The 19,185-nt window shown below is 63.5% G+C and carries 21 protein-coding genes and 1 pseudogene; 15 read left to right on the top strand and 7 right to left on the bottom strand.

What is annotated here, in order from left to right; genetic code table 11:
• Positions 1 to 15 precede the first annotated feature (15 nt).
• From CH296_RS27680 to CH296_RS27670, 4 genes are all read left to right on the top strand, one after another.
• Positions 16 to 2,280 (top strand): cation-translocating P-type ATPase, encoded by a 2,265-nt coding sequence (locus tag CH296_RS27680; protein WP_094686191.1) that lies wholly within the window; start codon positions 16 to 18, stop codon positions 2,278 to 2,280.
• A gap of 108 nt (positions 2,281 to 2,388) precedes the next feature.
• Positions 2,389 to 2,556 carry a hypothetical protein gene (locus CH296_RS29185; protein WP_155288777.1) on the top strand — a complete coding sequence of 56 codons (168 nt, stop codon included), beginning with the start codon at positions 2,389 to 2,391 and terminating at the stop codon, positions 2,554 to 2,556.
• Positions 2,557 to 2,579: 23 nt separating this feature from the next.
• Positions 2,580 to 2,918: a metal-sensitive transcriptional regulator gene (locus CH296_RS27675; RefSeq protein ID WP_032375786.1), complete on the top strand. Its 339-nt coding sequence runs from the start codon at positions 2,580 to 2,582 to the stop codon at positions 2,916 to 2,918.
• Between the two features lie 86 nt (positions 2,919 to 3,004).
• Positions 3,005 to 3,733 carry a TVP38/TMEM64 family protein gene (locus CH296_RS27670; protein WP_045841173.1) on the top strand — a complete coding sequence of 243 codons (729 nt, stop codon included), beginning with the start codon at positions 3,005 to 3,007 and terminating at the stop codon, positions 3,731 to 3,733.
• 16 nt (positions 3,734 to 3,749) lie between these two features.
• On the opposite strand, the gene CH296_RS27665 is transcribed toward CH296_RS27670, so the two are convergent.
• Positions 3,750 to 4,253 carry a hypothetical protein gene (locus CH296_RS27665; RefSeq protein WP_176457804.1) on the bottom strand — a complete coding sequence of 168 codons (504 nt, stop codon included), beginning with the start codon at positions 4,251 to 4,253 and terminating at the stop codon, positions 3,750 to 3,752.
• A gap of 401 nt (positions 4,254 to 4,654) precedes the next feature.
• On the opposite strand from CH296_RS27665, the gene CH296_RS27660 reads away from it, so the two are divergent.
• From CH296_RS27660 to CH296_RS27650, 3 genes are all read left to right on the top strand, one after another.
• Positions 4,655 to 5,602 carry an NlpC/P60 family protein gene (locus tag CH296_RS27660; protein ID WP_179277852.1) on the top strand — a complete coding sequence of 316 codons (948 nt, stop codon included), beginning with the start codon at positions 4,655 to 4,657 and terminating at the stop codon, positions 5,600 to 5,602.
• A gap of 4 nt (positions 5,603 to 5,606) precedes the next feature.
• On the top strand, positions 5,607 to 6,125 hold the full coding sequence (locus tag CH296_RS29955; RefSeq protein WP_373557313.1) for a DUF6153 family protein: 519 nt from the start codon (positions 5,607 to 5,609) through the stop codon (positions 6,123 to 6,125).
• Positions 6,126 to 6,217: 92 nt separating this feature from the next.
• The gene (locus tag CH296_RS27650) at positions 6,218 to 6,889 is read left to right on the top strand and encodes a DUF305 domain-containing protein (RefSeq protein ID WP_094656089.1); all 672 of its coding nucleotides are present in this window, start codon (positions 6,218 to 6,220) and stop codon (positions 6,887 to 6,889) included.
• Positions 6,890 to 7,205: 316 nt separating this feature from the next.
• Here the strand turns inward: CH296_RS27650 and CH296_RS27645 are convergent, their stop codons facing one another.
• From CH296_RS27645 to CH296_RS29180, 3 genes are read right to left on the bottom strand one after another with little or no spacing between them, the layout of a single operon-like run.
• Positions 7,206 to 8,027 carry a cytochrome c biogenesis CcdA family protein gene (locus CH296_RS27645; protein WP_032375700.1) on the bottom strand — a complete coding sequence of 274 codons (822 nt, stop codon included), beginning with the start codon at positions 8,025 to 8,027 and terminating at the stop codon, positions 7,206 to 7,208.
• Positions 8,024 to 8,656: a TlpA disulfide reductase family protein gene (locus CH296_RS27640; RefSeq protein WP_080736598.1), complete on the bottom strand. Its 633-nt coding sequence runs from the start codon at positions 8,654 to 8,656 to the stop codon at positions 8,024 to 8,026. The genes CH296_RS27645 and CH296_RS27640 overlap by 4 nt, the downstream gene beginning before the upstream one ends.
• A complete protein-coding gene (locus CH296_RS29180; protein ID WP_155288776.1) occupies positions 8,653 to 8,799 on the bottom strand; it encodes a hypothetical protein in 147 nt (48 codons plus the stop codon). Before CH296_RS29180 ends, CH296_RS27640 begins: the two co-directional genes overlap by 4 nt.
• A gap of 11 nt (positions 8,800 to 8,810) precedes the next feature.
• Between CH296_RS29180 and CH296_RS27635 the strand changes: the two genes are divergently transcribed.
• Positions 8,811 to 8,942: a DUF3703 domain-containing protein gene (locus CH296_RS27635; protein WP_080733457.1), complete on the top strand. Its 132-nt coding sequence runs from the start codon at positions 8,811 to 8,813 to the stop codon at positions 8,940 to 8,942.
• Between the two features lie 9 nt (positions 8,943 to 8,951).
• On the opposite strand, the gene ccsB is transcribed toward CH296_RS27635, so the two are convergent.
• The 3 genes from ccsB to CH296_RS29175 form a co-directional block, all read right to left on the bottom strand.
• The gene (gene ccsB, locus CH296_RS27630; RefSeq protein ID WP_032375699.1) at positions 8,952 to 9,923 is read right to left on the bottom strand and encodes a c-type cytochrome biogenesis protein CcsB; all 972 of its coding nucleotides are present in this window, start codon (positions 9,921 to 9,923) and stop codon (positions 8,952 to 8,954) included.
• Between the two features lie 4 nt (positions 9,924 to 9,927).
• Positions 9,928 to 11,580, bottom strand: coding sequence for a cytochrome c biogenesis protein ResB (locus CH296_RS27625; RefSeq protein ID WP_179277851.1), 1,653 nt, complete (start codon positions 11,578 to 11,580; stop codon positions 9,928 to 9,930).
• A 342-nt stretch (positions 11,581 to 11,922) separates the two neighbouring features.
• Positions 11,923 to 12,090, bottom strand: a complete 168-nt coding sequence (locus CH296_RS29175; RefSeq protein ID WP_155288775.1) for a hypothetical protein — start codon at positions 12,088 to 12,090, stop codon at positions 11,923 to 11,925.
• Positions 12,091 to 12,205: 115 nt separating this feature from the next.
• Between CH296_RS29175 and CH296_RS29170 the strand changes: the two genes are divergently transcribed.
• From CH296_RS29170 to CH296_RS27580, 7 genes and pseudogenes are all read left to right on the top strand, one after another.
• A complete protein-coding gene (locus tag CH296_RS29170; protein WP_155288774.1) occupies positions 12,206 to 12,583 on the top strand; it encodes a hypothetical protein in 378 nt (125 codons plus the stop codon).
• Between the two features lie 91 nt (positions 12,584 to 12,674).
• Positions 12,675 to 13,250 (top strand): GNAT family N-acetyltransferase, encoded by a 576-nt coding sequence (locus CH296_RS29165; protein WP_179277850.1) that lies wholly within the window; start codon positions 12,675 to 12,677, stop codon positions 13,248 to 13,250.
• Positions 13,251 to 13,289: 39 nt separating this feature from the next.
• Positions 13,290 to 14,054, top strand: coding sequence for an IS6-like element IS6100 family transposase (locus tag CH296_RS27610; protein ID WP_001389365.1), 765 nt, complete (start codon positions 13,290 to 13,292; stop codon positions 14,052 to 14,054).
• 54 nt (positions 14,055 to 14,108) lie between these two features.
• Positions 14,109 to 16,016: pseudogene (locus tag CH296_RS27600) on the top strand (transglycosylase domain-containing protein); the annotation flags it as partial.
• A 238-nt stretch (positions 16,017 to 16,254) separates the two neighbouring features.
• Positions 16,255 to 17,094 (top strand): hypothetical protein, encoded by an 840-nt coding sequence (locus CH296_RS27595; protein ID WP_032401331.1) that lies wholly within the window; start codon positions 16,255 to 16,257, stop codon positions 17,092 to 17,094.
• A gap of 383 nt (positions 17,095 to 17,477) precedes the next feature.
• The gene (locus CH296_RS27585; protein WP_032401329.1) at positions 17,478 to 18,287 is read left to right on the top strand and encodes a F510_1955 family glycosylhydrolase; all 810 of its coding nucleotides are present in this window, start codon (positions 17,478 to 17,480) and stop codon (positions 18,285 to 18,287) included.
• 402 nt (positions 18,288 to 18,689) lie between these two features.
• Positions 18,690 to 18,917, top strand: coding sequence for a heavy-metal-associated domain-containing protein (locus tag CH296_RS27580; RefSeq protein WP_094686187.1), 228 nt, complete (start codon positions 18,690 to 18,692; stop codon positions 18,915 to 18,917).
• Positions 18,918 to 19,185: the final 268 nt, after the last annotated feature.

The following is a 19,185-nucleotide window of genomic DNA, read 5'->3' as shown; positions in this document are numbered from 1 at the left end:
CCGAGAGGAGCGACGATGAATCCCGTCACGCACCACCCCACCGCCGACGGCCGAGTCGAACTCGACATCGGTGGTATGACCTGCGCCTCCTGCGCGAACCGGATCGAGAAAAAGCTCAACAAGCTCGACGGTGTCACCGCGACGGTGAACTACGCCACCGAAAAAGCACGCGTCGACTACGTCGGTGATGTCTCGACCGAGGATCTCGTGGGCACCGTCGAGCAGGCCGGCTACACCGCCACGGTCCCCGCGCCCGCCGCCTCCTCCACCGACCCCGACGCGGCCGGGCCAGCCGAGATCGACCCCACCGCCTCGCTGCGCCAACGCCTGCTCATATCGCTGGTGCTCAGCGTGCCGGTGATCGCGATGGCTATGGTTCCGGTACTGCAGTTCACCAACTGGCAGTGGCTTTCCTTGACCCTCGCCGCACCCGTGGTGGTGTGGGGGGCATGGCCGTTCCACAAGGCCGCCTTCACCAATCTGCGGCACGCCACCTCAACGATGGACACCCTGATCTCGATGGGCACCATCGCAGCACTGGGGTGGTCGTTGTATGCCCTGTTCTGGGGCACCGCCGGAACGGCCGGCATGACACACCCGTTCGAGCTGACCATCTCCCGCTCCGACGGGGCCGGCAACATCTACCTCGAGGCCGCAGCCGGAGTCACCACCTTCATCCTCGCCGGCCGCTACTTCGAAGCACGCTCCAAGCGACGCGCCGGTGCCGCCCTGCGTGCCCTGCTCGAGCTCGGTGCCAAGGAAGTCTCCGTCCTGCGCGAGGGTGTCGAACAGCGCATCCCCACCGATCAACTCATCGTCGGTGACGAGTTCGTCGTCCGCCCCGGGGAGAAGATCGCCACCGACGGCGTGGTCGCCGACGGCTCTTCCGCGGTCGACAATTCGATGTTGACCGGCGAATCCGTGCCCGTCGAGGTAGGACCCGATGATCTGGTCGTCGGCGCGACGGTCAACGTCGGTGGCCGAATCGTGGTCCGGGCGACCCGCATCGGCTCGGACACCCAGCTCGCACAGATGGCGAAACTCGTCGAAGACGCTCAGACCGGTAAAGCCCAAGCTCAGCGTCTGGCCGACAAGATCTCCGGAGTCTTCGTCCCGATCGTGATCGCCCTTGCCGCGGCGACACTCGGCTTCTGGATCGGCACCGGCGGTGGGATCGCGGCCGCGTTCACCGCAGCCGTCGCCGTCCTGATCATCGCCTGCCCGTGTGCCCTCGGCCTGGCCACCCCGACCGCGCTGATGGTCGGCACCGGCCGCGGCGCTCAGCTCGGCATCCTGATCAAGGGTCCCGAAGTGCTCGAATCGACCCGCCGTGTCGACACCGTGGTACTCGACAAGACCGGCACCGTCACCACCGGCAAGATGACTCTGCTCGACGTGATCACCGCCGACGGCGAGGACACCGCGCAGGTGCTGCGCCTGGCCGGTGCACTCGAAGATTCGTCCGAGCACCCCATCGCCCAGGCCATCGCCAAAGGTGCCCGCGAGAAGGTCGGAGCCCTGCCACCGGTGGAGCAGTTTATAAATATCGAAGGCCTCGGGGTGCAGGGCATAGTCGACGACCACGCAATGATCGTCGGACGGGCCCGCCTCCTCGCCGACCGGGCGCAGCAGCTGCCGGACGAACTCGAAAGTGCGATGCGTGCAGCCGAATCCGAGGGCAAGACCGCCGTCGCAGTCGGTTGGGACGGTCGGGCTCGCGGAGTACTGGTCGTCGCCGACGCGGTCAAACCCACCTCCGCCGAGGCGATCGAGCAGCTGCGGGGCCTGGGTTTGACGCCGATCATGCTCACCGGCGACAACGCAGCCGCCGCGCGTGCCATCGCCGACCAGGTCGGCATCCACGAAGTGATCGCGGAGGTGCTGCCCGCAGACAAGGTGGACGTCGTCAAAAGGCTGCAGGAGCAGGGCAAGGTAGTGGCGATGGTCGGCGACGGCGTGAACGACGCCGCCGCGTTGGCGCAGGCCGACCTCGGTCTGGCGATGGGCACCGGTACCGACGTTGCGATCGAAGCCAGCGATCTGACGTTGGTGCGCGGTGATCTGCGCGCAGCAGCGGATGCTATCCGCCTGTCCCGCCGAACGTTGGGCACCATCAAGGGCAACTTGTTCTGGGCGTTCGCCTACAACGTGGCCGCCCTCCCCTTGGCTGCGGCCGGGCTGCTCAATCCGATGCTGGCCGGTGCAGCGATGGCGTTCTCGTCGGTGTTCGTGGTCAGCAACAGCTTGCGGTTGCGCCGGTTCAAGTCCCTCACCGGATAACCGCGCGGGTAGAACAAGCACCCAAAAGGCTGGGGTGGGCGTGGCATGCAGGCGCGCCACCCCACCCCACCGCTACAACCCCGATGCAGCCTACGAAAGGAGAGGGCCATGTCCTTCGTGACAACGACCTTGGTGCAGATCACCCGGCACCCGGCGACCCGAGCGGTGGCCCGCTGCGCGGTGATGTGCGCTGCGGCGGCGGCCCAGCGACGACTCGACGGACCGACCCTCTCGCGCCATACCCCGGGCGGGCATAATCGAGGATGCTCGGCATGACACTCGGATTCCAGGAGGACACCATGGCCACTCCCGCGGCCGCGCAGGCACCCGCCGAGACCGACGGCCATGATCACGCCGCGCACGGCTACATCACCGAAAAGGACGCCTACCTCAAACGCCTCAAGCGCATCGAAGGCCAGGCCCGAGGACTGCAGCGCATGGTCGAGGAAGACAAGTACTGCATCGACATCCTCACCCAGGTCTCGGCGATGACCAAAGCCTTGCAGGCGGTGGCCATGGGCCTGCTCGAAGCTCACATCAGCCACTGCGTGGTCGACGCCGCCATCGCCGGCGGTCCCCAAGCCGACGCGAAGATCAAAGAGGCCACCGACGCGATCTCACGGCTCGTCCGCTCCTGAGCACCGGCAGTGCGAAGCCATTCCTCGCCGTCCACTCCCGCGTGCTTGTCGGAAACCTCGGCGAGGCGGCGCAGGCAGAGACCGTCATGACCGAAACCGTATCGGCGATTCTGCGCGATCGCCGAGTCCTCGCCACCGTGGCAGCGCTGGCAATACTGGCAGTGGCTGCCGCCCTCGTACCCCGCCCGTCGATCATTGTGGTGCGCGAGTGGGCGGAGTCGATGGGCCCGTCGTTCGTGGTGGTGTTCTTTCTGACCCAGGCGGTGTTGACGATTGCCCCGGTACCGCGCACGGTGTTCACCCTCAGCGCCGGACTGTTGTTCGGTCCCGCCACCGGGGTCGCCGTCACGATCGCCGCCACAACTGTCAGCGCTGTGCTGGCGTTGCTGCTGGTGCGCGCGCTCGGGCGCACCGCGGTGCAGGAGCGGCTGACGAATCCTGCGGTCAAGTCCATCGATGCCCGGTTGGCTCGGCGGGGGTGGCTGGCCGTCGGGTCCTTACGGCTCATTGCCCCGGCACCGTTCGCCCTGGTCAACTACTGCTCCGGACTCTCCGCGGTGCGCCTGCTGCCCTACACGACGGCCACTGTCGTGGGGATTCTGCCCGGTACGATCGCCGCGGTGCTGTTCGGGGACGCTTTGACCGGGCGAACGAATCCGGCATTGATAGTGGTGACGTCGGCCTGCGTGGCCGCCGGGGTGGCAGGATTGCTGGCCGACGCCCGCCTGCCGGTGTCGCAGGCACAGCCCAACACCGCAGATGGCGCATCGAGAAGCGGTCGCCTTCGTCGTCTGTTGCTGCCGGACCGCGGATAGGACGTGGCGAGAAATCCTACAATTTTGCTGCGCCTGCACCGCCAAAGCCAGCGGAGTTGCCGAACTCCTGACCTACGCGAGAAGTAGGGCACGCGCGTTCCCCGCGGATTCGCAGTCGAAGAGCCCACACCATCACCCCCACCGACATCACTCCGATTACGGGCTGCACGGGTGCCCATAGATCCAGAGCACCGCTCACCCCGACCGCCACCACTACCAGTTTGTTGCATATCGGACATCCGACTGCCAACAACGACAACGCATTCGCACTGACCCCTACACGGGAAGAAACCGACGACGCCAGCCCAGTGCTCACGTATGTCGCAAGAATGAGGCCACTGAGAACTGCGGTGGCAATCCACACCGGATAGTTCCACCACAACACCGGGGTCATTCGAACGTAGAACGCAGTGTGGATGATCCCGGTGGGGATCGCCACGACCAGCGCGGCCACCGTCGCGCCCAGTAACGCGGCCACCCAACGGCGCGCCGGCCAGTCACGCATCGTCACAGTCGTCATCCCTCTCCCGGTCAGCGGATACCACCCCACCATCTACTATGAATGATAGTAGTTTGCAGGTGCGGTGAGTCGGCGTCAATCGACGCCGACTCGCCGCCCATACGGCACAGGCGTCGAGCGTCGACGCGAGCCTCAGTCGACCGTGAGGAACCGTCTACGACTGCCGATACCCGACAATGGTGACCGGCGAGGCCGGACACAGTCCCATGCGGCTCTCGCCGCGCTCCGTTTCCTTCGCTGGTGACGCAGGGAACCCACACCGACCCCAGAGGATTTCTTCTGTGCATTCTTTTTCAGGCCCGACGCGGCGTGTCCGCGCTACCCTGATCGCCTCGATCATCGTTGTTGCCGCGGCATTTTCGGTAAATGCTCCAGCTTCGGCGGACCCTGCTGCACCCCCGGTGAACGCATCCGAAGCCGTACGACAACTCGCTGAACTCAATGCGACCGCCTTCACTCTCACCGAGAGCATGTACGCCGCGCAGGACACCCTCGATCGTCGCCGCGGCGAACTGAGTACCGCAGTTCGATTCGCCCACGAGACCTCGGCGGCGGCTCGGGAAGCCGAAGTGGCCGCATCTGCCAACCGTCGAGCACTGGCCACAGCTGTCGACGCCGCGTACAAAGGTGTACCGCAATCCCCTCTCGGGGCCGTTCTGGTCGCGGACAGCCCGCAGCAACTACTCGATCAGATGGTGTTGTTGGACCGGATCCTCGCCGATCGAGCCGCTGCACTCGCCGACTCGACACAGATCGACGAAGAAGCGCGAGACCAGCTCGAACAAGCCCGGCAAGCACAGGCGTCCGCTGCGGTAGCCGAGGCGGACGCCGCACGTACACAACGCGACCTCGAGCAACGCCAGACCGACCTGGCCGATCAGATCGCCAAAATCACCGACCAATTCGCCGCCCTCACCGATGCGGATCGAGCTGCCATCGTCAGCCCCGGCACCACGAATCCTTCCGAGCTACCCGCCGCCGTCTCGGCTGCGAGTGGAACATCAGCGGAGGCGATGCGCATCGCCCTCGACCAACTCGGCAAACCCTATTCCTGGGGAGCTACCGGGCCGGGGTCCTTCGATTGCTCCGGACTGATCTACTTCGCCTACAAACAACTGGGACTGACCGTTCCACGCGTGGCCGCAGACCAAGCACGAGCGGGCACACCTGTCTCCCGCGAATCAGTGCAACCGGGTGACTTCATCTCTCTCTACTCACCGATCGGACACATCGGGATCTACATCGGCGACGGGAAATACGTCAACGCCCCCACCGGCGGCGACGTCGTCAAAGTCGCGCCCGTTCCCTGGGATGAAGTGACCGCAATCAACCGGCCCATCGCCACCTGATTCGATGTCCACGGTCCGGACGCCGCGACTGCGAGGAGACCGGATGCCCGTGTGGCAGACCGGTAAGATCGAACCGGTGAGGATTTCAGCCACGGAACCTATGAACCAGAAGTGGCTCCTAGGTGCTGTTTGCGCTTCGATAGTGCTGTTCGGAGTCCTTCTCATGCATTCTGCGCCGATGTCGTTCGCAACGGCGACGAGTATCGGCGAACACTCGATGACCTCGACGGTGAGCGCTCCACCTGCCGTCGACGAGCATTCGGGAGCATCATCTGCGACAGCATCGGAGAGTGGTTCCGCAGCACACTGCGGGAACGGCTGTGGCGATCACAGCTCGGTCATGCATCTGTGTCTGGCTATCATCGGTGCTGTCGCGGCGTTGGCCGTCTTACGGGCAATCGTTGTGGGCTTCGCCGGTTCTCTCGTCCACGCTGCGCGACTGTCGGCAGTTCGTCATCGAACCGGGCACCCGCCACCCTGGACCATATTCACTCTCTCCGAATTGTCTGTGCTTCGGATCTGACAGGTGACTCACCGTTGTGTGAGACACAGATATCGACAGGCCAGTGCGCCTGTCGATCCGAACCACCCCCCCAACAATTTCAGGAGTTTGTTATGCGTTCGAATCGACCTACCCGCTTCACGATCGCGATAACGGCGGCCTCCGCTGTCGCCGCCGCAGTTCTCGCTGGCTGCAGCAGTAACGACGGCGAAATGAACATGCCCGGCATGTCGAGCAGCGATACACCGGCCTCGTCGTCCTCCGAGAATTCCGCCGAAGCATCGGCCGAATTCAACGATGCCGATGTCACGTTCGTCGAAGGGATGTACCCCCACCATGCACAAGCGGTGGAGATGGCTTCACTTGTCGACGGCCGAACCGAGAATGCTCAGGTCATCGAGCTGGCCCAGGCCATCGAAGCAGCTCAAGCACCGGAGATGGAGCAGATGAATGCCCTGCTCACCGCATGGGGACAGCCCGCAGCGTCCGCCGACATGGGCGGAATGGACATGGGCGGAATGGACATGGGCGGTATGGACATGGGGAGCGGTGGCATGACCGGCATGATGAGCCAGGAAGACATGGACATGTTGTCGGCCGCCAACGGAGCGGAGTTCGACTCCATGTGGCTCACCATGATGATCGAGCACCACAAGGGGGCAATCGAGATGGCTCAGATCGAGTTGGCCGACGGCTCCAATGCTGATGCCAAGGAGCTTGCCTCCACAATCATCGATGCGCAGCAGAGCGAAATCTCCACAATGGAAAGTTTGCTCGCCCAGTAACTCTCAATTCTGGGAACTATCAACCGTAGGGCGGGGCTCGGCCGATACCGAGCCCCGCCCTTCGGTTTCGAAGGACCTGGCCCTTTTAGCTGCCACACCGATCAACACGGCCCCGGAAACATGCCCTCCCCTGCTGATGCACCCGCCTGCGGGGTCCTTGGGACACGCAGATCCGCGGTAGGGACAGGGGGCGGCTCTCGGATCGGGTCATCGCGGCCCGGCGGGGGCGCGCCGTCGACAGAGAGTGGGTTCGATACCACCGGCACTGGCAGTTGGGGAGGCGTGATCTTGCACGTGCGGCTGCTCGGCTTCCTTCTCAGATGGGTAATACAACCGAACTGACGAATTCATTGCGTATCCAGGCAATGAACAGACCCCACACCCCCGTCAGCAGGGCGACACCGACGGCGATCATGATCACTCCGCCTGCCACTTTGATTCTCTGCGAGTTCCGCCGTAGCCAGCCGACACCGCGCATCGCCGAACTCGAGCCGAACGCGAGGACCACGAACGGTAGACCGAGTCCCAGACAGTAGGCGACGATGAGAGTGACGCCGCGCGCTGCGGTTGCGCCTTCAGTGCCAGCGGCAACGGACAACACCCCGGCGAGCGTGGGGCCAAGGCACGGCGTCCAGCCGAGCGCGAACACGCCACCGAGCAGCGGCGCTCCAGCAAGAGACGAGATGGTTTGCGGCGCGAATCGAGTGTCGCGTTGGAATGCGGGAATGAACCCGATGAACGTCAAGCCCATGATGATCGTGATGGCACCGCCGACCTGCTGAAGCACCTGTTCGTTGATGCGCAGGGTGCCGATGACCCCGAAAATCGAGGCGGTGGCGAGGACGAAGACGATGGTGAAGCCGGCGACGAACAACCCCGCTGCACCTGCCACGCGCCAGCGGCTTGCCAGCTTCGGCGGTGCTTCACCAGTCGAGGCGGCGGCGAGCGACGGCACGTCGGCACCTGCGATGCCCGCCAGGTACGACAGGTAGCCCGGCACCAGGGGCACCACGCACGGTGACGCGAACGAGACCAGCCCGGCGAGCATACATGCGGCGATCGCCAGTACCAGAGGTCCGCTCGATGCCAGATTTTGGAACGTCGAGCCAACGCCGCCTTGGGCAAGAAGAACAGTCATTCGTCTGCTATCCGTTCGACGACAGGGAGCAGGTCTTCGGCGAGGAGGGCACGCATGAACACTGCCGCCACCCGGTGCTCTCGATCGAGTACCAGCGTCGAGGGAATCACGCTGGTCGGGTAGTTCCCGCCGAGGGCGATCAGCGTCCGCATCGAGGGGTCGTAGATCGAGGCGTAGGAGACATTGTTGTCGACAACGAAGTCCTGCGCTTTGTCCTTCTGCGGATCTCGAACATTGATACCGAGGAACTGCACACCGCGCTCGCGGGTTGCTTCGTAGACCTCTTCGAGGTCGTCGGCTTCGCCGCGGCAGGGGCCGCACCACTGACCCCAGAGATTGATCACGACCACCTCGCCGTCATAGTCCGACAGAGCGGTGTTCTTACCTTCCTCCATCAGATCGGGTCCGGCGAGTTCACCGATGGTTCCGCGCGTTTCGGGGGGATCGTAGACGATGTCGGTTTGACCACCGGGTGCAACGAAATCGAAGCTACCTCCGGAGGGCACGGCGTCGGCGCCTGCGGAACATCCGGAGACCAGGAGTACAACGGCAAGGATGGATGCCGTTGCCGTGGCGGGCAGACTGCTCTGTTCGCGTGTGCGAGCCCCCGTAGGGCGGCCGAGTCTCATGAAGTCGACGCCTTTGCTGCAGTACGGATCTGCGCCGATGTCTCGAACATCGTGGGATCGGTGACGCGGTCGATGCCCCAGTCTTGGCCGGTGACGAAGCTCGGGGCACTGTGACTTCCCTCTCCGGAATGCACTACGGACACGAGGCAGTCAGTTGATTCGGATCGTGGTCGTGGCTCCTGGATCCTGGTCCGGTCGATACCCGGTCGGCAACACCGGCCGGGTCGACGCGGGATTGACGCGACCGGTGCCGCATGACCTCGCCGAAGCACAGGGCGGCGGCTAGCAGGCGACATCAGTTCAAACCCGCGTACGAATGCAGTCCGGAGACCACCATGTTGATGATGAACAGGTTGAACAGCATGGCCACGAATCCGGCGATGTTGATCCACGCGGCCCGGGTGTCACGCCACCCGCTGGTGGCCCGGGCGTGCAGGTACGCGGCGTAGATGATCCACGCGATGAATGAGACCGTCTCTTTCGGGTCCCAGCCCCAGAACCGACCCCACGCGGCCTCGGCCCAGATCGCGCCGAGGATGACACCGATTCCGAACAGGGGAAACGCGAAGATGGTGGTCTTGTACGCCAGCACGTCGAGCGAGTGCGCCGAGGGGAGACGAGCGACGATCCGGCCCACTCTGCTGTCGGGGACGGCGTTGTTGTTGGGATATCGGATCCGGATCAGGAACAATGTGCTGGCTGCACCGGAGATCAGGAACACCCCGCTGCCGAGCGAGACGACGGAGACGTGCACGGGGAGCCAATACGACTGCAAGGCTGGTACGACGGGCGCCGCGTTGGCATAGAGCACAGTTCCGGCAATGAAGAGCAGGATCAAGGTCGGCACGAGGACGAACAACCATAGTGTGCGCAGTTGCTCCGAGCGCAGCACGATCAGTCCGGCAAGTATGCCGGCCGCGCATGTGACGGAGACGAATTCGTACATGTTTCCCCACGGCGGGCGGCCAGTGGCGATCCCGCGCAGGACGATCGACCCGATATGCAAAGTGAGTGCGAGCATTACCAGGGCGAGTCCCGTGCGGCCCAGGCGTTCGGACGGGGCTCTTCGCTCGGGGACCGGCACGTATCCCGGTGTCGATGATGTCGCTGCGATCAGTTGCGGATGCAGACTCGAGGCCCGGCTCAGAGTCGCTGTTCGTGTCGTTGCGAGTTGTGCGATGAACAGGATCGCGGCGAGAAGGTAGACCACGAAGGCGGTCTCGAAACTGATGTCGCTCCAGCGGGCGAGGTTGTCGTCGATCGGCATGGCGCTACACCGTTTCTGTATCGAGGGTCTCGGAGTGGTTCTTTGTCCGCGGCGTCCAGATTTCGGTGCGGAGGGTCTCGAATTCGGGTCCCCATCCGGCGTGATCGGTACGGGCGAGCCCGCCCATCTCCACGCTCGATCGGCCTGTTTCGGCCGGGAGTACACGGAACCAGACTCGACGTCGCTTGATCACCAGCGAGACCAACAGTCCGGTCATCATCGTGATCGCGAACACGAGCACCCACAACTGTGCGGGGTCGTATCCGACCTGCAGGTTGGCGAACTCCTTGGCGCCGTCGAATCGAATGTTGGTGCCGTCGGTGAGGGTCGTCGATTCACCGGGACGCAGGTTCACCCGATCCTGCTTGACAAGTCGGCCCTGGTTGATCATCTCCTGGTCCAGGGAGAAGATCGACTGGGGTATGCCGGTGTCGAGGCCGGTATCTCCTTTGTAGATATCCACTGCCACAGCAGGATCGACCAAGTCCGGGAAGCGGGAGGAGAGCAGGGTTCCGTTGAATTGCGCAGTGGGAGCGAAGAGGCCTTCGATGGCGATCTGGCCGCGGCGTCGCTCATCGGCGGTGGCATAGGTCCCGCCGGGTGGATCGAAACGCAACGCCCCGCTACTCAGGAACGTGGTGGCGTCGTCGGGCCGGAACTGCAGGGCCTCGGTTCGACTCTGACCGTCGGGGAAGGTCACGGTGAATTCCGGGGCGTATCCGTGGCCGGTGAGGTAGATGCGTTCATCTCCGAGCCGGAGGGGTTCGTTGACTTTGAGTTGATAGTCGCGCCAGGTGTCTGCGGCGATGTCGTCGGCGGACTGGTAGGAGATGTTCGAGGTGAACATCTCTGCCTGGCCGTTCTCAAGGTAGTCGGCGTTGAAGTCCTTGACTCTGATGCAGAACGGCTCCAGCCCGGTTCCGTCGGTGCTGTTGCCGGCCCGGAAGGAGTCGTAGATGGCGGGCGAGGTGTTGCAGAAACCGGGCCCGTTGTCGGCGATGACGATGACCGATCCTTCGTAACCGAAGAGCTTGCCGATGGCGATGGCCGCGAGCAGACCGATCAGCGAGAAATGAAAAAGTAGGTTTCCCGCTTCGCGGGTATAGCCCTTCTCGGCGGAGAGGGTGAGCGCCCCATCGGGCTCGGGCCTAACGGCAGTACGCCACCCTCTCAAGTGGGGCGCGATGTCGTCGATGACGGTTTTCGGGCTACCGGCGAGAGCGCCCGAATGATGAAGCGGTAGTCGCGAAAGGTTTCGGGGTACGCGAACTGGCTGTGCGCGAAGGGCTTTACCGTGTTCGATCATTCGGGGAGTCAGGCAGCCGATCAACGACACAAACAGTAGGACGTAGATGGCGGTGAACCAGAAGCTTCCGAATACGTCGAACAATTCCAGCGTGTCCATGACGGCCCCGAGAGCCGGGCGCGCTGCGATGTAGGAATCAACCGCCTGGGTGTTGAGATTGCGCTGTGGCAGCAGGGCGCCTGGGATTGCTGCGATAGCGAGCAAAAACAGCAGCACCAGTGCCGTTCGCATCGAGGTCAGTTGCCGCCACCTGTTGCGCACCGCAGCGATTGCTCTGCGTAACCGTCCCTGCGATGTGAGCGCCGGGGTTTGATCAGCTGTCACACCGCCACACCCTTTCGACGATTGCATCTCAATTACTATGCAACATAGTAGTTGATGGGCCGTGTGCAGTTGTGCGCGGTAGTCGCCTGGGCGAGAGGGTAAGTGCTGCAACCACAAACGTGGTACTTGGTCCATCCGGAACGCTGCCGGGCTGCGGTTCGGTTTAGGCCGCTTTCGGCCCCACGGTAGGCGCGGATCGGTTCTTCTACTCATGCCGTCCAAACGCGTTTCATCCCGCGGAGTAATACCTGTGCGGTGAGATCAGGCACACTTGCACTAGCTGTTTTGCGTGCCGAGTACGAAGCGGCGCGGTTCCCTCTGCAGTTGATCGAGGATGTCGCGATGTCCCAACTCGATGAGCGAGCGCCACTACGACTGGCCTACGAGGATGTACTGGTCACCGTGGATCGCGCCGCCGCGCACCTGCTCGATGACGGGCCCGCCGCCCTCTGGGTCACCACGGCCCTGCGCCAACGTCGAACCCAACAATGCCTGGCAGTTGAGGGTGCGGCCCGCATGGAACGCTGGAGGCGTCACCGCACACGGTATTCGTCGCTAGCGCGGGTAGACGGCGACATGGATCTGCTATTTTCGTCGTGTGTGTCCGATTCGGTTGAGCGAGTGTATTCGCCGAATTCTGCTCTGGTCCATCATGGCGGCCACGGCAGTGGCGGTGCTGATGATGTCGCAGGTCGCACACACCACCGCAGAGCCCGGCCACGCTCCGCTGGCTGCGGTCATCGAGAGCGTCCCGGAAATCGAGCACACGTCGGCGCCGGAGCAGGACGAGGGGATCGGCGGTAGCGCGTCCAGTCATCACGACAATCACGGATCCCTGATCGGGTCCGTCCACATAGCGGTGGCGATCCTTGCGCTAGGGCTGGCAATGTTGCTGCGCCGGACCGGATGGACAGTGCTGCTGCACCAGCTTCGAGGTCTACAGGCATCGAGATCGTCGCCAACTGAGAGGTCGGTCTCTCCCCCTGCGCCGATGTCCGTGCTCGACGCGGCATGCCTTCTGAGGGTGTGAGAGGTCTGCGTTTGCGCAGATCGGTCCACCTTTCTTCTCGCGCGCCGCCTCCGCGGTGAGGGCGCGAGCCTGCCTCGTCGAGGACAACGCCATGCATATCTTCTTCAACGTTTCATCGTCTACGCCGCACCTTTGTTTCCCTCATCCCAACCCCGCCGCGCCTCCTCCCGGAGTCGCGATCGTCCTTCGCGAGGCCGGGCCGCACGATCTACCGCAGAGCGCGCAGTTGCACCTCGACGAGCTACCGATTGGCCTGTTCCCCGAGCTGGGAGCACGGTTCCTGCGCCGGTGGCACCGCAGCTTCGTCAACCGACGACACGCCATCGCTCTTGTCGCAACCGATAGCGAAGGCGCCGTCGTCGGATTCCTCCTCGGCACCCTCGATCACCATGCCCATATCGGTGATCTACTGCGCGAGAAGATGACCGTGCTGCCGTTGGCTGCACACGCCGGTGCGGCGATGGCAGTCCGCCCGCGCACCGCCATGCGGTTCGTTCGTACGCGTCTTCGCCCCTGGTGCAGAGCGGTGGCGCGCGCTCGGCCCATCCCACTGCCGAACGGCGAACCCGAGACTCCCCCGGCCGACAGTGTCGCCGTCGTCGTTGCGATAGCGGTGAGCCCACGGGTGCGAGGGATCGGAGTGGGGGCTCTGTTGCAAAAATCGTGAAGCTTGAGCATGCTTGGCGGAGATTGGACGGACGGAACGATGACGGATTTCAAGTGGCGCCATTTCCAGGGTGATGTGATCCTGTGGGCGGTGCGCTGGTATTGTCGCTATCCGATCAGCTATCGCGACCTTGAGGAAATGCTGGCGGAACGCGGCATTTCGGTCGACCATACGACGATCTATCGCTGGGTCCAGTGCTACGCCCCGGAGATGGAGAAGCGGCTGCGCTGGTTCTGGCGGCGTGGCTTTGATCCGAGCTGGCGCCTGGATGAAACCTACGTCAAGGTGCGGGGCAAGTGGACCTACCTGTACCGGGCAGTCGACAAGCGGGGCGACACGATCGATTTCTACCTGTCGCCGACCCGCAGCGCCAAGGCAGCGAAGCGGTTCCTGGGCAAGGCCCTGCGAGGCCTGAAGCACTGGGAAAAGCCTGCCACGCTCAATACCGACAAAGCGCCGAGCTATGGTGCAGCGATCACCGAATTGAAGCGCGAAGGAAAGCTGGACCGGGAGACGGCCCACCGGCAGGTGAAGTATCTCAATAACGTGATCGAGGCCGATCACGGAAAGCTCAAGATACTGATCAAGCCGGTGCGCGGTTTCAAATCGATCCCCACGGCCTATGCCACGATCAAGGGATTCGAAGTCATGCGAGCCCTGCGCAAAGGACAGGCTCGCCCCTGGTGCCTGCAGCCCGGCATCAGGGGCGAGGTGCGCCTTGTGGAGAGAGCTTTTGGCATTGGGCCCTCGGCGCTGACGGAGGCCATGGGCATGCTCAACCACCATTTCGCAGCAGCCGCCTGATCGGCGCAGAGCGACAGCCTACCTCTGACTGCCGCCAATCTTTGCAACAGAGCCGTCGCTGACACCGACGCCGAGCGGCGTGCCGCGATCGAGACCACGCCGGCTCGCAAGATCCGCGAGATCCGAATGGCGTTGTCCTTGGACAGAGAATTGACCAAAGACGAGACATTGACCCGCTATCTGAACCTGGTTCCGTTCGGCAATGCCTCGTTCGGCATCCAAGACGCCGCGCAAACCTACTTCGGTGTCGATGCCAGCGAGTTAACGGCGACGCAATCAGCGATGCTGGCAGGGATGGTTCAGTCCAGTTCGGCACTGAACCCGTACACCAACGTCGAGGGAGTCACAAGCCGCCGAAACCTTGTCTTGGACAACATGATCGAAACCATCCCGAACCGAGCCGCAGAATTCGAGGCCGCCAAATCCGAGCCATTGGGGGTGCTGGCCGAGCCCAACACCCTCCCACGTGGATGCATCGCCGCCGGTGATCGAGGGTTCTTCTGCGACTACGCACTCCAATATCTTGAGGACGCCGGTATCAGCCGCGAGCAGATCGACGAGGGCGGTTATCTGATCAAAACGACTCTCGACCCGGCGGTGCAGAACTCGACCCAGGCCGCACTGACCGCGAACACAGATCCCGACCTCGACGGTGTCGCCACCGTGATGAATGTCGTCGCACCCGGACAGGACGAACACCGCATCCTCGCCATGGGCAGTAGTCGCACCTACGGACTCGATGCCGACGCCGACGAAACGGTTCAGCCGCAACCGTATTCACTCGTAGGCAACGGCGCCGGGTCGATCTTCAAGATATTCACCACTGCCGCCGCGATGGAACGCGGACTCGGCACCAACGCCACACTGCAGGTTCCCCGGCGCGTCGAGGTCAGGGGGTTGGGCGACGGCGGCGCGCGTAACTGCCCGGCGGGCGCTTACTGCGTGGAGAACGTCGGAAACTACCCACCGGCGCTGACGGTCACCGACGCACTGGCGCAATCACCGAACACGGCGTTCGTGAAGTTGCTCGAGTCCGTCGGTGTCACACCGACAGTCGACATGGCAGTGCGGCTAGGGCTTCGCTCCTACACCCTCCCCGGCTCGTCTGGATTCGACGAGCAGAGCATGGCCGACCTCCAGAAAGAGCAAAGCCTCGGCTCGTTCACACTCGGACCTACCTGGGTCAACCCGCTCGAGCTGTCCAACGTCGCAGCTACCCTCGCCTCGGGAGGTACTTGGTGCCCGCCGAACCCGATCGACTCCATCTCCGACCGCGAGGGTGTAGCTGTACCGGTCACACAACAAGCGTGCGAGCAGGTCGTCGAACCCGGCCTGGCCAACACACTCGCCAACGCGATGAGCAAGGACGACCAACCCGGAGGAACCTCGGCATCGGCGGCCAGGTCCGTGGGCTGGACGCTGCCGATGTCCGGGAAAACCGGCACTACCGAATCCAACCGATCCTCGGGCTTCCTCGGCTTCACCAACCGCTACGCCGCCGCCGTCTACACCTACGGTGACTCACCGACACCGGGCCAGATCTGCTCCTTCCCACTGCGGCCCTGCAGCTCCGGGAACCTCTACGGCGGTAACGAACCCGCACGAACCTGGTACGACGCGATGGACCCAATCGCCTCGAACTTCGGCCCCATCGAGCTGCCACCGGTCGACGACAAATACGTCCGCGGCTCCGCCAACGGCCAAGTACCTGAGGTCAGCGGCATGAGCCAGTCGTCGGCCACATCGAGATTGGAAGCAGCAGGATTCTAGGTGACCGTCGTCACCACCACCGGTCAGGGCGCTCGCGGTACCGCTACCGGCACATCCCCATCCGGCGCGGCGATCCCGGGATCGCTGATCACGCTGTACATCAGTGACGGCTCCCCCGCCCCCGACCGCACGCCCACGCCAGCGCCGCCCAGTATCGACATTCCCGGCCTGCCGCTACCGCCGCCGCGGTGATCACCCACGACACTCACCCTTGAGACCCCCGCGCACGAAAGGAAACGCCATCACAGTCAGCCGTCGACAACTGCTCACAGCCGCAGCGGTTTTGCCGCTCACAGTCAGCTGCACCATCAACACCGCCGACAGACAATCCCCCAGCCTCGCACCGAGCAGTAACGCATCTCCCGCACGGTCCCCGGCCGTGAGCGCACCGAGCAGTCGATCATCGGCCCCGGTGAATCCGGGGCGGTGGATGCCGACAGCTGGCGAAGTGATGCCCGAGATCAAACGCGCAGCGACGAGCTTCCTCGAAGCAGGTGGCAGCTGGAGCGAGGGAGGAGGAGTACTCGACAGCTTGCGCACCGCAGGGGTATCGCTCGAAGTCGCGGCGACGGCAGCACTGCTTCAACCCGACGAGGCCCTCGCCAGCACCCTGCGAGTGGTGTATCCGCAGTACGCCGGAATCGGTCCAGAGAGTGCTGCAGTGATCGTGCTGTTCGACCAACTCCTACAACGCCCCACGCTCGCGCAGCCGGCTGAGACGACCCGGCAGATGGCACTCGATATCCGGCTCAAGCGCGACATCGCCGCTGGCGCGGCCTGGACGGTGGAAAAGATCAACCCTTTGACCTCTCTTGGGTCCCCAGTACCACTGACCGCCGCTGCGTCGTCGGTGCTGAGCAACCCTCGCATCACGCTCTCCGAGCCTGCACGACTCGACATCGGAACCGGACGCATCAACAACAATGTGCTCCAGATCATGCTCGGACTTGCCGATCGATTCACCTACGCAGTGCAGGTGATGCACACCGGTCACATCCAGACCGTCTTCCCGCACCCGCGCTTGTCCAACCACGCAGTGGGACGAGCGGTGGACATCCGAGAAATCAACGGTCGGCGCGTTGTCGACGATCCCTTCAACAACCCAACGATCTCCGAATTCGTCACTGCGGCAGCCCTACTGGGCGCAACCGAGGTCGGAGGTCCGACCGACCTCAACGGTGACCGTCCAGGATTCTTCACCGACGACGTGCACAGCGACCACGTCCACGTCGGCATCACCCCGGGCGACGCACCGGCGCATCTGCGATGACACCGAACCGGATGGGCACTTCGGCCTGACCTGCCCGAAATACTATGCTGGTTAGTAGTTGAGTGCTCGCCACGGCGAGGCGGGTGAAGGTGTCGGAATTGTTCGCACTCAGCCGATACCGATCGTCGGTGCGATGTCGCTGCCACGGCTGTTCGCTGCCGAACGATCCGCGCTCGTACATCGCCTCAGTGATTGGAGATTAAGTGAATGGAGATGAAGGTCGATGCGTCTACGTCGTCCCGCACATACCGCCCGAGCAGTCACGTCCACCTCAGCCGCCGTATCCGGTCATGTTCACCGCGCCTGACCGGGAGATCACTTGGCGTTGACGCTCAAGCGATTACATCACCGAGCCCTCATCGACAGAACGAGAACCGCACTTTATGTCCATCTCGCTTTCCCGCATCCTGCTGCCGTCTCTGATCGCAGCTCTGTCCCTCGTTGGATGTTCCGCTCCGGCAGCGACTGACGGCGCGGCCGATCCGGCAGTGGTCGACTTCACCTCCTCACTGGCTCATGTGCACGGATTGCACGTCAACGCCGATGGCACCGTCCTCGCTGGTAGCCACACAGGACTCTTCGCCATCGGTTCGTCCGGAAACCTGACCAGGGTCGGCTCTTCCGACGATGACTTCATGGGTTTGTCGGGTGTACCGGCCACCGATACCCTCTTCACCTCCGGTCATCCCGGCGAATCCAGCACGGCGGCGAACCCACTGGGACTGCGTAGCAGCAATGACGGCGGAATGTCGTGGTCGGATCGGTCACTGGAGGGACAAGTCGACTTCCACGCGCTGGCTGCCGATGGACGCATCCTCGTCGGATTCGATGGCAGTACCGGTCTACTCGTCTCCGCCGACAGCGGCTCCACCTGGACTCCCGGCGCCGCTGCGCCCGCGGCGTCGTTGGCGATTACGAGCTCCGGAGTATGGGCGGTGACACCTGATGGACTTCAGCACAGCACCGACACGGCCCGAACATTCTCTCCTGTCCTCGACGCACCGAACTTGGTATTGCTCGCCGGTGCCGGCGATGCACTGTGGGGGATCGACACCGACGGATACGCCTGGCGTAGTCGCAACGGCGCCGATTGGCAGAAGCGTTCCGCAACCGGGTCCGTCGAGGCATTGACCGCGGTCGACTACGACACCGCCTACGCAGCCAGCCCCCAGGCGTTGTACACACTGACGTAACTCGGCCCGGTCGAGACCAGCCCGACAACAGATAGCGACATTTCGACGCGACCGCAGGCGGTCACCCGCGCGGCTGATGCGGGCGCTTGCCGCTGTTGAGCGGCTTACTCCCTCTTCCTCCCCTGGGGTTCGGCCCGCCACGAGATCCCGCGATGACACCGGGGTCCGACTCCGAGATATCCAGGAATGAGGACAACCGAAATACTTGGCGTAGACATACCCATAGGGGGTATAGTTTGCCTTGTCTAGATACCCCCTTAGGGTACTACAGAGCCCATGAACAATGAACGGAACCCGATGAACAACGTGTCAGATTTGTCGTTGACCGACCTTTCACCGAGCAGTGGCTGCGGCTGCAGTTCACCGCAGTCCACGACGACCACAGAATCGAAGGAGGCTCCCATGAGTACGACCAGCACGCAATACACCGTTACCGGCCTCACCTGCGGTCACTGCGCCGACGCAGTCACCACCGAACTCGAAGCGATCGACGGTGTCCACCACGTCAGGGTCGATCTCGTCGCAGGCGGTGAGTCGACGGTATCGGTCGACTCCGAGACGACACTCACTCGAGAACAAGTCACGGCCGCGCTCGACGAAGCGGGCGACTATCACTTGATTGCCGACTGATTCACTCGGTCAGTCCGGACACCGGAAACAGAGAGGTTCTTGGAGCTGTCGGCATCCTCGGCAATTCGGGAGCTCCGAGAAGGAAGGAGCGCGGCCGCATCGTGGTCGTTGACAAGTCGGCGTGGTCCTCTACGACAGAGGGAACGCCTGCCGCCGATTATGCCAGTCGAGAGTCTTCGGGTCGGTTGTTCAGGAGGTCGGCGACCTCGTCGAGCCGCTCGACGCTGCATTGGAAAAAGTCGGCGCCCTGGGGAAAATACTGACGTAG

This window comes from Rhodococcus sp. 14-2496-1d, from assembly GCF_002259365.1.
GTDB lineage: Bacteria > Actinomycetota > Actinomycetes > Mycobacteriales > Mycobacteriaceae > Rhodococcoides.
Note: the sequence above shows the minus strand (reverse complement) of the source record. Positions and strands in the feature narration are given on the sequence as shown.

Bases quoted from the DNA above. Each gene is read 5' to 3' on its own strand.
- CH296_RS27640 (WP_080736598.1), bottom strand. From the start codon at position 8,656: ATGAGACTCGGCCGCCCTACGGGGGCTCGCACACGCGAACAGAGCAGT.
- CH296_RS29955 (WP_373557313.1), top strand. From the start codon at position 5,607: ATGTCCACGGTCCGGACGCCGCGACTGCGAGGAGACCGGATGCCCGTG.
- CH296_RS27665 (WP_176457804.1), bottom strand. From the start codon at position 4,253: ATGACGACTGTGACGATGCGTGACTGGCCGGCGCGCCGTTGGGTGGCC.
- CH296_RS27675 (WP_032375786.1), top strand. From the start codon at position 2,580: ATGGCCACTCCCGCGGCCGCGCAGGCACCCGCCGAGACCGACGGCCAT.
- CH296_RS27595 (WP_032401331.1), top strand. From the start codon at position 16,255: ATGCCGACAGCTGGCGAAGTGATGCCCGAGATCAAACGCGCAGCGACG.
- CH296_RS27680 (WP_094686191.1), top strand. From the start codon at position 16: ATGAATCCCGTCACGCACCACCCCACCGCCGACGGCCGAGTCGAACTC.
- CH296_RS27585 (WP_032401329.1), top strand. From the start codon at position 17,478: ATGTCCATCTCGCTTTCCCGCATCCTGCTGCCGTCTCTGATCGCAGCT.
- CH296_RS27670 (WP_045841173.1), top strand. From the start codon at position 3,005: ATGACCGAAACCGTATCGGCGATTCTGCGCGATCGCCGAGTCCTCGCC.
- ccsB (WP_032375699.1), bottom strand. From the start codon at position 9,923: ATGCCGATCGACGACAACCTCGCCCGCTGGAGCGACATCAGTTTCGAG.
- CH296_RS29165 (WP_179277850.1), top strand. From the start codon at position 12,675: ATGCATATCTTCTTCAACGTTTCATCGTCTACGCCGCACCTTTGTTTC.
- CH296_RS27645 (WP_032375700.1), bottom strand. From the start codon at position 8,027: ATGACTGTTCTTCTTGCCCAAGGCGGCGTTGGCTCGACGTTCCAAAAT.
- CH296_RS29185 (WP_155288777.1), top strand. From the start codon at position 2,389: ATGTCCTTCGTGACAACGACCTTGGTGCAGATCACCCGGCACCCGGCG.
- CH296_RS27580 (WP_094686187.1), top strand. From the start codon at position 18,690: ATGAGTACGACCAGCACGCAATACACCGTTACCGGCCTCACCTGCGGT.
- CH296_RS27625 (WP_179277851.1), bottom strand. From the start codon at position 11,580: ATGCAATCGTCGAAAGGGTGTGGCGGTGTGACAGCTGATCAAACCCCG.
- CH296_RS29170 (WP_155288774.1), top strand. From the start codon at position 12,206: ATGGCGGCCACGGCAGTGGCGGTGCTGATGATGTCGCAGGTCGCACAC.
- CH296_RS27650 (WP_094656089.1), top strand. From the start codon at position 6,218: ATGCGTTCGAATCGACCTACCCGCTTCACGATCGCGATAACGGCGGCC.
- CH296_RS27610 (WP_001389365.1), top strand. From the start codon at position 13,290: ATGACGGATTTCAAGTGGCGCCATTTCCAGGGTGATGTGATCCTGTGG.